This is a genomic window from Agromyces agglutinans (assembly GCF_009647605.1).
Lineage (GTDB): Bacteria > Actinomycetota > Actinomycetes > Actinomycetales > Microbacteriaceae > Agromyces > Agromyces agglutinans.
Genome location: NZ_WJIF01000018.1, coordinates 1 through 14,208, shown reverse-complemented (window position 1 = coordinate 14,208; position 14,208 = coordinate 1). Strand labels below are relative to the sequence as shown.

The following is a 14,208-nucleotide window of genomic DNA, read 5'->3' as shown; positions in this document are numbered from 1 at the left end:
TCGCGAGGTCATCGCCGTCCGGCGCGTGATGCCGATCGGTCGCCGCCGCGTGACGTCGGACGACGTCAGATCGCGTGCGACTCGATCTCGTACTGCTGGGGGATCGGTCCGGTCGCGAACTCCGCGATGCGCGCCGTCCGCAGCACGCGCTCGAGCAGCTGGTCGAAGTGGTTCGACATCTCTTCAGCGCTCTCGCCCGGCCACATGTGCAGCGGCTTCGCGGCGCCCTGCGCCTGCTGGAGCGACGTGCGCTCGGGCAGCTGCGGAGAGAGCACGAGCGGGCCGAACATGTCGCGCAGTTCCTTGATGCGGAACTGGTGCTCGAGCGACTGCACGCGCGCACGGTTCACGATGATGCCGAGCGGCTGCAGGCGGGGGGAGAGGCCGCGGCGGATCTCCTCGATGGCGCGCAGCGCGCGGTCGGCCGCCGCGACCGAGAAGAGCCCGGGCTCGGTGACCACGGCGACGCGGTCGCTCGCGGCCCACGCGGTGCGGGTCAGCGCGTTCAGCGAGGGCGCGCAGTCGATGAGCACGAGCTCGTAGTCGGCCTCGACGTTGGCGAGCGCCTCCTCGAGCTTCCAGATGTCGCGGATCGAGGGGTGCGGGCCGTCGAAGTTGATCGCGGCCGGGCTGCCGATCATGACGTCGATCGTGGCCTGCGGGTTCTGTCGCGCCCATCCGCTCGGCGCGATGGCCGAGCGCACGATCTTCTCCTTGGGGGAGGCGAGCACATCGGCGACGTTGAGGTGGCCGGCGACCTGGATGTCCATGCCGGTCGAGACATCGGACTGCGGGTCGAGGTCGACCACGAGGGTACGGACGCCGCGGGCGAAGGCCGCCGACGCCAATCCGAGGGTCACGGTGGTCTTGCCGACGCCGCCTTTCAGGGAGCTGACGGAGAGAACGTGCACGAACAGATACGTTACCTTTAGTCCTCGGGCGAAACCTAAACGTTCGCTGTGCGGAAACCGTGTCGGAAAGGCCTGCATGTTCACGAAGATCCTGGTAGCCAACCGCGGCGAGATCGCGATCCGCGCGTTCCGCGCAGCCGTCGAGGTAGGGGCGAAGACCGTCGCGGTCTACCCCTTCGAAGACCGCAACTCGCTGCACCGGCTGAAGGCCGACGAGGCCTACCAGATCGGCGAACCGGGCCATCCCGTTCGCGCCTACCTCGACGTCTCGGAGATCATCCGCGTCGCCCGGGAGTCGGGCGCGGATGCCATCTATCCGGGCTATGGGTTCCTTTCCGAGAACCCCGAACTCGCGCAGGCTGCCGCCGAGGCCGGCATCGCATTCATCGGCCCGCCCACGCGCGTGCTCGAGATGGCGGGCAACAAGGTCACCGCGAAGGAGCAGGCCATCGCCGCGGGCGTGCCGGTCCTGAAGTCCACGGAGCCCTCGCGCGACATCGAGGCCCTGCTGGCCCAGGCCGACGAGGTCGGCTTCCCGATCTTCGCCAAGGCGGTCGCCGGAGGCGGCGGGCGCGGCATGCGCCGCGTGGCCACCAAGGAGGAACTGCGACCCGCCCTCGAGGAGGCCATGCGCGAGGCCGACAGCGCGTTCGGCGACCCGACCATGTTCCTCGAGCAGGCCGTCCTGCGTCCGCGCCACATCGAGGTGCAGGTGCTCGCGGATGCCACGGGCGAGACCGTGCACCTGTTCGAGCGCGACTGCTCCGTGCAGCGGCGTCACCAGAAGGTGGTCGAGATCGCCCCGGCGCCGAACCTCGACGAGGGGGTCCGGCAGGCGCTGCACCGCGACGCGATCGCGTTCGCGAAGTCGATCGGCTACGTCAACGCCGGCACCGTGGAGTTCCTCGTGGACACCGCGGGCGAGCGTGCCGGGCAGCACGTCTTCATCGAGATGAACCCGCGCATCCAGGTCGAGCACACCGTCACCGAGGAGGTGACCGACGTCGACCTCGTCGTCTCCCAGATGCGGATCGCGGCGGGCGAGTCGCTGGCCGACCTCGGCCTGCTGCAGGACCAGATCCGGCTCCGCGGCGTCGCGCTGCAGTGCCGCATCACGACGGAGGACCCGACTGCGAACTTCCGGCCCGACACCGGGAAGATCACGACCTACCGCTCGCCCGGCGGCGCCGGTATCCGGCTCGACGGCGGCACCGTGAACCCGGGTGCGCAGATCAGCCCGCACTTCGACTCGATGCTCGCGAAGCTCATCTGCCGCGGGCGCGACTACCGGCAGGCCGTGACCCGCGCGAAGCGCGCCCTCGCCGAGTTCCGCATCCGCGGCGTCTCCACGAACATCCCCTTCCTGCAGGCCGTGCTCGAAGACCCCGCCTTCGAGGCGGGCGATCTCAGCACCTCGTTCATCGACGAGCGGCCCCAGCTGATGCGTGGCCGCGTCTCGAAGGACCGCGGCACCAAGATCCTCAACTGGCTCGCCGATGTCACGGTGAACCAGCCGAACGGCCCCGCGCCGATCAGCGTGAGCCCGGTCGAGAAGCTGCCCGCCGTCGACCTGTCGGCGCCCGCGCCGGCCGGCTCGCGCCAGCGCCTGCTCGAGCTGGGACCCGCGGGCTTCGCCGCGGCGCTGCGCGCGCAGACGCCGCTCGCCGTGACGGAGACCACGTTCCGCGATGCGCACCAGTCGCTCCTCGCGACCCGCGTGCGCACGAAGGACCTCACGGCCGTCGCACCGTACGTGTCGCGCCTGACGCCCGAGCTGCTCTCGGTCGAGGCGTGGGGAGGCGCGACCTACGACGTCGCGCTCCGCTTCCTCGGCGAAGACCCGTGGGAGCGGCTCGCCGCGCTGCGCGAGGCGCTGCCGAACATCAACATCCAGATGCTGCTGCGCGGTCGCAACACGGTCGGCTACACGCCGTACCCGACCGAGGTCACCGACGCCTTCGTGCGCGAGGCCGCTTCGACGGGCGTCGACATCTTCCGCATCTTCGACGCGCTGAACGACGTCTCGCAGATGCGCCCGGCCATCGACGCGGTGCTCGGCACCGGCCATGCGCTGGCCGAGGTCGCGCTCTGCTACACGGGCGACCTGCTCGACCCGGCCGAAGACCTCTACACGCTCGACTACTACCTCGGGCTCGCCGACCGCATCGTCGACGCCGGCGCGCACATCATCGCGATCAAGGACATGGCGGGCCTGCTGCGGCCCACGGCCGCCGAGAAGCTCGTCGGCGCGCTCCGCGAGCGGTTCGACGTGCCGGTGCACCTGCACACCCACGACACCGCCGGCGGCCAGCTCGCGACGCTCCTCGCGGCGAGCCGGGCAGGGGTCGACGCCGTCGACGTGGCATCCGCGCCGATGTCGGGCACCACCAGCCAGCCGTCGGCGTCGGCGCTCGTCGCGGCGCTCGCGCACACCGAGCGCGACACGGGCATCTCGCTGCAGGCGGTCTCCGACCTCGAGCCCTACTGGGAGGCCGTGCGTCGGCTCTACAAGCCGTTCGAGTCGGGCCTGCCGGGCCCCACAGGACGTGTGTACCACCACGAGATCCCCGGCGGGCAGCTCTCGAACCTGCGTCAGCAGGCGATCGCCCTCGGGCTCGCCGACGACTTCGAGCTCATCGAGGACCTGTACGCCGCGGCCGACGCGATCCTCGGTCGCGTGCCGAAGGTGACCCCGTCGTCGAAGGTCGTGGGCGACCTCGCGCTGCACCTCGCGGCCGTGAAGGCCGACCCGGCCGACTTCGCCGAGCACCCCGAGAAGTACGACGTGCCCGACTCGGTCATCGGCTTCATGGCCGGGGAGCTCGGCGACCTGCCGGGCGGATGGCCCGAGCCGTTCCGGTCGAAGGTGCTCGCGGGCCGCGACGTGCGCATCGGCGTCGCCGAGCTGACTCCCGAGCAGCGCGACGCGCTCGAGGCCGACAGCACGACCCGCCGCTCGATGCTCAACACGCTGCTCTTCCCGGCGCCGACGCGGCAGTTCGAGCAGATCCGCGAGCTGTTCGGCGACCTCTCGGTCGTCGACACCGCCGATTACCTGTACGGACTCCGCCAGGGCGCCGAGCACGTCGTCGAGATCGACCGCGGCGTGCGCCTGTACGCCGGGCTCGAGGCGATCGGCGAGGCCGATGAGAAGGGCATGCGCACGGTCATGACCATCCTCAACGGCCAGCTGCGGCCGGTGTTCGTCCGCGATCGCTCGATCGTCGTCGAGACCCGCGCGGCTGAGAAGGCGGATGCGTCGCAGCCCGGTCACATCGCGGCGCCGTTCTCGGGCGTGGTCACGCTCCAGGTCGAGGCCGGCGCCGAGATCGCCGCCGGGCAGTCGGTCGCCTCGATCGAGGCGATGAAGATGGAGGCGGCGATCACCTCGCCTGTCGACGGCATCGTCGAGCGGGTCGCGATCCCGAAGACGCAGCAGGTGGAGGCCGGTGATCTGCTCGTCGTCGTCCGCCCGCGGTAGGGTGGTGCCAGTGTTGCACGCTGATCGGAGGGGTGTCGGTGGTTGACGAGCACGGTGACGACGAACGTACGGATCGACTCGGAGTGCGGCGAGCAGCGGGCGCAGACCGTGGAGCGCTGGCCCCGAACGGCGGCGCGCACGCGGCCTCGAGCCTGCCCGACAGCCTGAACATCCGCGTCGACCTTCCACCCGCGCCCCGCCGCGAGGCCCCGGCCGAAGAGGTCGCCGTCTCGCTCGACGACCTCACGGTCGATCCCGGCGCGGCAGCGGCGGCGCCGTCGACGCGCTCGGTCGACGTGGTCGCGAGCGGTGGCGCTTATCGGGGCGCGGGTGCGCGGCGCGACGGTTCGCCGTACAGCGCGCTCCTGGCATCCGATGCTCGACGCGAGCGTGCGACCGGCGAGACGACGACCACCTCGGTCGCGGTCGCCGATTCGGCCGGTGAGCCGGCGGCGCTGCCCGAAGCGCCCGAGCCGAGCGAGTCGCTCACGGCCGACCGGCTGATCGACCTCAACCGCACCACGCGCCCCGCGCCGCAGGGCACGCTGAACCGCCTGCTGTACGAGGCGTCGTTCCACCTGGTCAACCTCGGCGACTCGGCGAAGGTCCGTGCGCACAAGGCGATGAACGAGCGCATCGGCAAGCGCTTCGACGGCGGCGCGCGTTTCGTGCCGGTGCTCACCCGCAAGGGCGGCGTCGGCAAGACGACCATCACGACCCTGCTGGGCATGGCCCTCGCCGACGCGCGCGACGACCGCATCATCGCGATCGACGCGAATCCCGACCGCGGCACGCTGGCCGAGCGTGTCGACCGGCAGACCCGCGAGACCGTGCGCGACGTCGTCGCGAAGGCCTCGTCGATCGGCGGCTACACCGACTTCTCGACGTTCGTCTCGCGCGACGAGACCCGTCTCGACATCCTCGCCTCCGACACCGATCCCCTGCTGTCCGAGGCGTTCGACGACAACGACTACAACGTCGTCGCCGGGCTCGCCGCGCGGTACTACTCGATCGTGCTCACCGACTGCGGCACGGGCATCGTGCACTCGGTCATGCGCGCGACGCTGCAGCGCGCCGACTCGATCGTGATCGTGTCGGGCGGCAGCGTCGACGAGGCGCGGCTGGCGTCCGAGACGCTCACGTGGCTCGAGGCGAACGGCTTCGGCGAACTCGTGCGCAACGCGGTCGTCGCGATCAACCTCGCCACCCAGGGCACGCATCTCGTCAAGGTCGACGAGATCGAGGCCCACTTCGCATCGCGCGTCCGCGAGATCGTCCGGATCCCGTACGACCCGCAGCTCGCGGCCGGCTCGGTGGTGCACTGGAAGGCGCTGCGTCAGGTCACCCGCGACGCCGCACGCGATCTCGCCGCGCTCGTGGTGGAAGGACTGCCCGCCGACCGCGGGCGCTGAATGGAGCATACGTGCCGGAACGACCCATCCGACTCTTCGGAGACCCCGTCCTGAAGACCGTGTCCGCCCCCGTCGACGCCATCGACGAGGGCGTTCGTTCGCTCGTCGCCGACCTGCTCGACAGCGTTCGCATCCCCGGCCGGGCCGGCGTCGCCGCCGCGCAGATCGGTGTGAACCTGCGGGTCTTCAGCTACAACGTCGACGGGCAGGTCGGGTACGTCATCAACCCCGAGATCGTCGAGCTCGGGGGAGCGGTCGAGAAGATCGACGAGGGATGCCTCTCCGTGCCCGGCCTGTGGGCGAAGACGCCGCGGCATCCGTTCGCCCGCGTGCGCGGCATCGACCTCGACGGGAACGAGATCGAGGTGTCGGGCACCGGCGTGCTCGCCCAGGCGCTCCAGCACGAGGTCGACCACCTCGACGGACTGGTCTACCTCGATCGGCTCGAGAAGGACGAGCGCCGCGTCGCCATGCGCCAGGTGCGCGAGTCCGACTGGTTCTGACCTCACCCGGCGGCGGCGGCGCCGACGACGGCCGGGCAGCACGACGGCCCCGCGGATCACCGCGGGGCCGTCGTCGATCGCGTCGGGAGGTCAGCTCACGATGGAGTGACCCTCGGTCGCGGGAGCGCCCGTGTACATGCCCTCGACCTCGGCGGAGAAGTCCTCGAGGATGACGTTGCGCTTGATGCTGAGCTTCGGCGTGAGGTGGCCGCTGGCCTCGGTCCACTCGATGGGCAGCACCGTGAACTTGCGGATCGACTCGGCGCGCGAGACGGTCTCGTTGGCCGCGTCGATCGCCCGCTGCACCTCGGCGAGCACCGCGGGGTGCTTGGCCGCCTCGTCGAGGCTCATGCCCGCGTCTTCACCGGCGTTGTTGAGCCAGACCGGCAGCATCTCGGAGTCGAGCGTGACGAGCGCCGCGATGAACGGCTTCTGGTCGCCCACGACCACGACCTGCCCGACGACCGGGTTCGCGCGGATGGGGTCCTCGAGCGCGGCGGGGGCGACGTTCTTGCCGCCGGCCGTGACGATGATCTCCTTCTTGCGCCCCGTGATCGTGAGGAAGCCGTCGGCGTCGAACGCGCCGATGTCGCCCGTCTTGAACCACTCGCCGTCGAACGTGCCGGCGGTCGCCTCGGGGTTGTTCCAGTACTCCTTGAAGACGTTGACGCCCTTCACCTGCACCTCGCCGTCGTCGGCGACGCGGACACCGACGCCCGGGAGTGCCGGACCGACCGTGCCGATCTTCGACTTCTTGGCGAGGTTGACGGTCGCAGGCGCCGTGGTCTCGGTGAGGCCGTAGCCCTCGAGGATCGTGATGCCGAGCGCGTGGTAGAAGTGGCCGAGGCGTGGGCCCAGCGGAGCCGACCCGGAGACGGCGTATCGCACGTTGCCGCCCATCGCCGCGCGCAGCTTCGAGAACACGAGCGTGTCGAAGAGCTTGAAGCGCAGCTTCAGGCCCAGCGGCACGCTGCCCGCCTCGAGCGCCTTCGAGTACTCGACCGCGGTGTGCGCGGCCTTGTGGAAGATCTTGCCCTTGCCGCCGGCCTCGGCCTTCTGCTCGGATACGTTGTAGACCTTCTCGAACACGCGCGGCACCGCGAGCAGGAAGGTCGGCTTGAAGCTGCCGAGCGAGGGCAGCAGCTGCTTCGTGTCGGGCTGGTGGCCGACGCGCACGCCCGCGTGCACGGAGAGCACCGAGATGAACCGGGCGAAGACGTGCGCGAGCGTGATGAACAGCAGCGTCGACGCGCCGTTGGGGTCGAGCACGACCTCTTCGAGCGCGAGGGCCGAGTTGCGTGAGAGCTCGACGAAGTTGGAGTGCGTGAGCACGCAGCCCTTGGGCTTGCCGGTCGAACCCGACGTGTAGATGAGGGTCGCGATGTCGGACCCCACGGCGAGGTTGCGCCGGCGCTCGATCTCTTCATCGGCGACGTCGGTGCCCGATGCGGCGAGCTTGTCGAGGTCGCCCAGGTCGATCTGCCACACGTTGCGGATGCCCGGGAGGTCGGGGTGCACCTCGTCGAAGCGGGCGAAGTGGTCGGGCGTCTCGACGATGACGGCCATGGCACCGGAGTCGCTCAGGTTCCACCGCACCTGCGTGGGCGAGCTGGTCTCGTAGACGGGGACCAGCACCGCGCCGGCGAACCATGTGGCGAAGTCGATCAGCGTCCACTCGTAGCGCGTCTTGCACATGAGGCCGATCTTGTCGCCGGGCTGGATGCCGGCGGCGACGAGGCCCTTCGCGAGCGCGATCACCTGGTCGTAGAACTCGCGGGTCGTCACGGGCGACCAACCGCCGTCGGCGGTCGGGAGCGAGAACAGCACGAGGTCGGGCGTCGCCTCGACCCGCTTGACGAGCAGGTCGGTGGCGTTCGCCTGAGGGTCCGCTGCGACGAGCGGCGGAGTGGAGAATTCGGTCACGGTAGCTCCTTCGGCACCGGATGGGCGGCACGGGGTTCGGGCCCGCGCAACCCAGGGCATGGGGTTGACTACACTCTAGTCGTTGCTCTGCGCCGTTCGGCTGCTCGAGCGAGCGGTCGCACCGACCGCTTCCCCCTGAATCTCCGACCCTCCGGAAGGCGGCACTCGTGGCGCACGCGATCGGCATCGACATCGGCGGCACCAAGATCGCCGGGGCGGTCGTCGACGAACTGGGCAGGATCGTCCGGCAGGAGCGCGTGCCCACGCCGACCGACACCGGAGCCCTCGAGGACGCCGTCGTCGCGATGATCGGCACCCTGCGCGGGGGCGAGGAGATCGCGGCCGTCGGCGTGGCCGCTGCCGGCTTCATCGACGCGGCCCAGTCGACCGTCTACTACGCGCCGAACATCGACTGGCGGAACGAGCCGTTCCGCGAGAAGCTCGAGGCCCGCACGGGCGGCACCGTCGTGGTCGACAACGACGCGAACGCGGCCGGCTGGGCCGAGTTCCGCTTCGGCGCGGGGCGCCTCGTCAGCGACATGGTCATGCTCACCGTCGGCACCGGCGTCGGCGGGGCGATCGTCGCGGGCGACCGGTTGTTCCGCGGCGGCTTCGGCGCGGGCGCCGAACTGGGTCACCTCCGCCTCGTCCCGGGCGGGCTCGCCTGCGGCTGCGGGCAGTTCGGATGCCTCGAGCAGTACGGTTCGGGTCGGGCGCTGCTGCGCATGGCGAACGAGATCGCCGACGCGGGCGGCATCGGCCAGCGGCTCGCACGGGTGCGCGCCGAGCAGGGCGCGCTCGACGGCGGGCTCGTCGGGGACCTGATCCAGCAGCAGGATCCCGGTGCCATCGCGGCGCTGCGCCAGCTCGGGCATTGGCTCGGCGAGGCATCCGCGAGCCTGTCGGCCGTGCTCGATCCGCAACGGTTCGTGTTCGGCGGCGGCGTGGCGGCCGCCGGCGAGCTGCTGCTCGAGCCGATCCGCGAGGCGTATCTCGAGCACCTGCCTGCTCGCGGCTACCACCCCGAGCCCGACTTCGTGATCGCCGAACTCGTCAACGACGCCGGCGTGGTCGGCGCCGCCGACCTGGCCCGCGTCTGGGTCGCCGATCACGCCTGACCCGCTCGCTCGCGTGCGAGTAGGCTGAACCGGTCATCGGGAAGGAGGTCGGGTGTTCTACTGGGTGATGAAGCACATCGTCGTCGGCCCGATCCTGCTCTCGATCTTCCGGCCCTGGGTCGTGGGGCTGCAGCACATCCCGGCGAATGGTCCGGTGATCCTCGCGTCGAACCACCTGTCGTTCATCGACTCGATCTTCCTGCCGCTCGTGGTCGACCGGCCGGTGGTGTTCCTCGCCAAGAGCGAGTACTTCACCGGCAAGGGCCTCAAGGGCTGGGCGACGCGCATGTTCTTCCAGGCGGCCGGCCAGCTGCCGATCGACCGCTCGGGCGGCAAGGCCTCCGAGGCCTCGCTCGACACCGGCCTGCGCGTGCTCGCCGCCGGCAGCATCCTCGGCATCTACCCCGAGGGGACCCGCAGCCCCGACGGCCGGCTCTATCGAGGCCGCACCGGCGTCGCTCGCATGGTGCTCGAGTCGGGTGCGCCCGTCGTGCCGGTCGCGATGATCGGCACCGAGCACGTGATGCCCATCGGCACGCGGCTGCCCAAGGTGCGGCGCATCGGCATCATCATCGGCGAGCCGCTCGACTTCAGCCGGTTTGAGGGCCTCGAGGGCGATCGCTTCGTATTGCGGAGTGTGACCGACGAGCTCGTGCGCGACCTCCAGCAGCTGAGCGACCAGGAATACGTCGACGTCTACGCCAGTTCGGTGAAGGAACAGCGCGCTTCGCAGTCGCGATAGGCTCGTCTGGCGGTGTCGCGTCACGCGGCGCCGCATTCCCATTCATGCGCCGCGGCGCCCGAAACCCCAGGACGACTCCAGTGACCCAGCTCGTCGAGCCCATCGTGAACGCAGATCCCTCGGTGATCGCGGGCCTCGACTATTGGCGCACACTGCCGATCAAGCAGCAGCCGGAGTGGTCCGACCGGGAGGCCGTGCAGGCCGCGTCCGCTGAGCTCGCGACGCTGCCGCCGCTCGTCTTCGCGGGCGAGGTCGACATGCTGCGCGACCGGCTCGCGGCCGCGTCCCGCGGCGAGGCGTTCCTGCTCCAGGGCGGCGACTGCGCCGAGACGTTCGCGGGTGCGACGGCCGACCAGATCCGCAACCGGGTGAAGACCGTGCTGCAGATGGCGGTCGTGCTCACCTACGGCGCCTCGATGCCGGTGGTGAAGATGGGGCGCATGGCGGGCCAGTTCGCGAAGCCCCGCTCCAGCGACTTCGAGACCCGCGGCGACGTCACGCTGCCGGCGTACCGCGGCGACATCGTCAACGGCTACGACTTCACGCCGGCCTCGCGCGCGGCCGACCCCCGCCGCCTCGTGCAGGGGTACCACACGGCCGCGTCGACGCTCAACCTCATCCGGGCGTTCACACAGGGCGGCTTCGCCGACCTCCGCCAGGTGCACCAGTGGAACCAGGGCTTCGCCGCGAACCCGGCGAACGCGCGCTACGAGAAGCTCGCCCGCGAGATCGACCGCGCCGTGAAGTTCATGGACGCCTGCGGCGCCGACTTCGAGGAGCTCAAGCGGACCGAGTTCTACACCGGGCACGAGGGCCTGCTCATGGACTACGAGCGGCCGATGACCCGCATCGACTCGCGCACGGGCACGCCGTACAACACGTCGGCGCACTTCCTGTGGATCGGCGAGCGCACGCGCGAGCTCGACGGCGCGCACGTCGACTTCCTCTCGCGGGTGCGCAACCCGATCGGCGTGAAGCTCGGCCCGTCGACGACGCCCGAGGTCATGCTCGAGCTCGTCGAGAAGCTCGACCCCGAGCGCGAGCCCGGCCGCCTGACCTTCATCACGCGCATGGGTGCGGGCCGGATCCGCGACGCCCTGCCGCCCCTGCTCGAGGCGATCAAGGCCAGCGACGCCACGCCCCTGTGGGTGACGGACCCGATGCACGGCAACGGCATCACGACGCCGACCGGCTACAAGACGCGCCGGTTCGACGACGTGGTCGACGAGGTCAAGGGCTTCTTCGAGGCGCACCGCGCCGCGGGCACGCACCCCGGCGGCATCCACGTCGAGCTCACGGGCGACGACGTCACCGAGTGCCTCGGCGGCTCCGAGCACATCGACGAGGCGACGCTCGCGACCCGGTACGAGTCGCTCTGCGACCCGCGGCTCAACCACATGCAGTCGCTCGAGCTCGCGTTCCTCGTCGCCGAGGAGCTCGCCGCGCGCTGAGCCGAGTTCGTCCACCCGCGCGAACCACGGAGGCGGGGCATCCGATCATGGATGCCCCGCCTCCAGTGTCTCGCAGGTCGCGACGGCGACCTCAGAGCGTGAGGGTGCCGGTCAGCTTCACTTCGCTGCCGCGCACGGCCTGCGTGTCGCCGGCCGGTTCCTGCGAGTTCACGGTGACGGCCGGCAGGAACAGGTCGGGGAAGCTGTGCGCGACCGTGAAGCCGGCGCCCTCGAGCGCGGCGATGGCCTCGGGCATCTTCATGCCCACGACGTTCGGTACCGCGACCAGGTCTTGACCCTTCGAGATCACCACGTCGATCGCGTCGCCCGGGCGCACCGGATCGGTGGTCGGCTCTGCGCTCATGACGGTGCCGGCAGCGAACTCGCCCGAGTTGTCGAAGTCCTCGCCGACGACGTTGAGCGAGAGCTGCGCCTCGCCGAGCTTCGCCTCGGCATCGGCCTGCGACAGGCCGACGACACTCGGCACCTCGCCGGCCGAGACCACGATGGTGATCGGCGCGCCCTCGGGGTACTCGGCGGGCAATGCAGCTCCGTCGGCATCGACGAGCGCGAGCACGGCGCCGGCATCGACGTCCTCCGAGAACTGCTGTTGCACGTCGCTCGCGACCTCGAGGCCCGCGGCATCGAGCGCGGCGCGCGCCTCGGCCTCGGGAGACCCCAGGACGTCGGGCACGTCGATGATGCGCGGCCCGAGCGAGATGAACATCGTCACGGTCGACCCGCGCTGCGCCTGGCCGCCGCCGGCCGGATCGGTGCCGGCGACCTGGCCCGCAGGCACATCCGGGTCGTTGCGCTCCACCGGTTCGACGCGGAAGCCCTCGTCGACGAGCGCGGCTTCAGCGGCGTCGGGCGCGAGCCCGACCACCGTCGGCACGGTCGCGAGCGCACCCGGCCCCGCTCCGAAGTACCAGCCGGTGCCGGCAGCGAGGCCGGCCAGCAGCAGCACGAACGTCAGCAGCCAGTAGCCCCGACGCTTGCGCCGGTCGGACGCGGCCGTGAGCGCCGCCGTGTCTTCACCCGGTTCGTCATCGTCGGCCAGGGCGGTGGCGGTCGCCGGGGGCGCGAGCAGCGCGGCGGTCGCGGGCTCGAGCACACGCGTCTCGGCCGTGGGCGGCGAGGCATCAGTGAGCACCGCCGTCGCCTGCGTGATCGGCTGCACGCCGCGCAACGCGGGCTCGACCTCGCGGAGGCGTTCGAGCATGACCCGCGCGTCGGCGGGCCGCTCCTCGGGGTCGCGCGCGGTCGCCCAGAGCACGAGCTCGTCGAGCTCGACGGGCACCGCAGGGTTCTTGGAGCTCGGCGTCGGCACCGTGTCGTTCGCGTGCTGGTAGGCGATCTGCATGGGCGCCTCGCCGACGTACGGCTGCTCGCCCGTGAGCATCTCGTACATCATGATGCCGATGGCGTAGAGGTCGCTGCGGGCGTCGGCGACGCCGCGCGTGACGAGCTCGGGGGAGAGGTAGGCGATCGTGCCGAGCAGGGCCTGGCCGGTCGCGGTGTTCGCGGAGGCCGCGCGCGCGAGACCGAAGTCGCCGAGCTTGATGCGCCCGTCGTCGGCCAGCAGCACGTTCTCGGGCTTGAGGTCGCGGTGCACGATGCCCGCCTTGTGCGCGGCCGCGAGGCCGGCGAGCACCGCGTCCATGATGTCGACGGTCTGCTCGGGCGTGAGCTTGCGGTAGTCCTTCAGGAGGTCGCGCAGCGTGATGCCGGGCAGGTACTCCATGACGAGGTACGCCATGTCGGCGTCTTGACCCTGATCGAAGACGTTCACGACGTTGGGGTGCGCGAGGCGGGCGGCGCTGCGCGCCTCCTGCACGAACCGGGTCTTGAAGGTGTTGTCGTCGGCGAGGTGGCCGTGCATGATCTTGATCGCGACGCGTCGCTCGAGGCGCAGGTCGGTCGCGAGGTACACCGTCGCCATGCCGCCGCGGGCGATGCGCGAGCGCACCTGGTACCGGCCGTCGATGAGACGCCCGATCATGGGGTCGGCTGGCGCGGTGGTCACCAGACGAGTGTACGAACCAGCGCATGTCGCATCGCGGATAGACACCGCGTGCGCCGTGAATCGCAATGCCATCGTGATCCGGTGGCCCGGGTGGCGTCGCCGAGCGGATGCCTCCGCGATGGGCCGAGGGTCAGCCGAGCTCCGACAGCCAGGCGCGGGCCTGCTGCTCCCACTTCGCGTAGTGGTCGGGGTGGGCGCTGCGCTGCACGGCCTGGGCCGCCTGCGTGACGCTCATCGACTCCCACCCGCCGATGTCGAGCAGGCCCGCCGTGAGTCCCGGATTGGGGTTCGTCGGGCCGCCGTAGAACGCCATGGCCGCGCGCACCGGGTCGAGCACCTCCTCGGGCGTGCCCCAGCCCTGGCTCGGGCGTTGCTGGAACAGCCCGAGCGAATCCTGGTCGCCGTGGTGCACGTTTCGAAGACCGCTCTCCTGCGCGGCGGCCGCCAGCGCGATCACGATCGCCTGGTCGGAGACGCCGAGCGCGCGGCCCACGTCGACGATGATGCGCGCGTTCGCTCGGGTCTCGTCGGTGAGCGGCATCGAGACGGATGCCACGGGCACGACGGCGACCGCGGCGTCGGGCGGCGGCGCGGGTGCGGGCGCCGGGGGAGCCTCGGGCGCGGGCGCGGGCGCGGGCGCC

The 14,208-nt window shown here is 71.0% G+C and carries 9 protein-coding genes and 1 pseudogene; 6 read left to right on the top strand and 4 right to left on the bottom strand.

The features are described 5' to 3' along the window. Window positions 1-65 precede the first annotated feature (65 nt). The gene (locus tag GE115_RS18085) at window positions 66-911 is read right to left on the bottom strand and encodes a ParA family protein (protein ID WP_312855379.1); all 846 of its coding nucleotides are present in this window, start codon (window positions 909-911) and stop codon (window positions 66-68) included. 76 nt (window positions 912-987) lie between these two features. On the opposite strand from GE115_RS18085, the gene GE115_RS18080 reads away from it, so the two are divergent. The 3 genes from GE115_RS18080 to def are packed head-to-tail and all read left to right on the top strand — an operon-like array spanning window position 988 to window position 6,307. Continuing rightward, window positions 988-4,392, top strand: coding sequence for a pyruvate carboxylase (locus GE115_RS18080; protein WP_153686148.1), 3,405 nt, complete (start codon window positions 988-990; stop codon window positions 4,390-4,392). A 38-nt stretch (window positions 4,393-4,430) separates the two neighbouring features. After that, complete coding sequence (locus tag GE115_RS18075; RefSeq protein ID WP_312855378.1) at window positions 4,431-5,804, top strand: MinD/ParA family ATP-binding protein; 1,374 nt, start codon at window positions 4,431-4,433, stop codon at window positions 5,802-5,804. Window positions 5,805-5,815: 11 nt separating this feature from the next. Further along, a complete protein-coding gene (gene def / locus GE115_RS18070; RefSeq protein WP_312855377.1) occupies window positions 5,816-6,307 on the top strand; it encodes a peptide deformylase in 492 nt (163 codons plus the stop codon). 90 nt (window positions 6,308-6,397) lie between these two features. Here the strand turns inward: def and GE115_RS18065 are convergent, their stop codons facing one another. Beyond that, window positions 6,398-8,230, bottom strand: coding sequence for an AMP-dependent synthetase/ligase (locus GE115_RS18065; protein WP_312855376.1), 1,833 nt, complete (start codon window positions 8,228-8,230; stop codon window positions 6,398-6,400). Between the two features lie 167 nt (window positions 8,231-8,397). On the opposite strand from GE115_RS18065, the gene GE115_RS18060 reads away from it, so the two are divergent. The 3 genes from GE115_RS18060 to GE115_RS18050 all read left to right on the top strand — a co-directional run bounded on the left by GE115_RS18060 (window position 8,398) and on the right by GE115_RS18050 (window position 11,541). After that, window positions 8,398-9,348, top strand: coding sequence for an ROK family glucokinase (locus tag GE115_RS18060; RefSeq protein ID WP_312855375.1), 951 nt, complete (start codon window positions 8,398-8,400; stop codon window positions 9,346-9,348). A gap of 52 nt (window positions 9,349-9,400) precedes the next feature. Then, a complete protein-coding gene (locus tag GE115_RS18055; protein WP_312855374.1) occupies window positions 9,401-10,090 on the top strand; it encodes a lysophospholipid acyltransferase family protein in 690 nt (229 codons plus the stop codon). A gap of 122 nt (window positions 10,091-10,212) precedes the next feature. Further along, window positions 10,213-11,541, top strand: coding sequence for a class II 3-deoxy-7-phosphoheptulonate synthase (locus tag GE115_RS18050; protein ID WP_312855385.1), 1,329 nt, complete (start codon window positions 10,213-10,215; stop codon window positions 11,539-11,541). Window positions 11,542-11,632: 91 nt separating this feature from the next. Here GE115_RS18050 and pknB read toward each other — a convergent pair whose 3' ends face one another. Further along, window positions 11,633-13,567: a Stk1 family PASTA domain-containing Ser/Thr kinase gene (pknB, locus tag GE115_RS18045; RefSeq protein WP_312855373.1), complete on the bottom strand. Its 1,935-nt coding sequence runs from the start codon at window positions 13,565-13,567 to the stop codon at window positions 11,633-11,635. 130 nt (window positions 13,568-13,697) lie between these two features. Then, a pseudogene (locus GE115_RS18420) lies at window positions 13,698-14,208 on the bottom strand (hypothetical protein); the annotation flags it as partial.

Coding starts and splice junctions, on each gene's coding strand:
- GE115_RS18080 (WP_153686148.1), top strand. CDS start 988: ATGTTCACGAAGATCCTGGTAGCCAACCGCGGCGAGATCGCGATCCGC.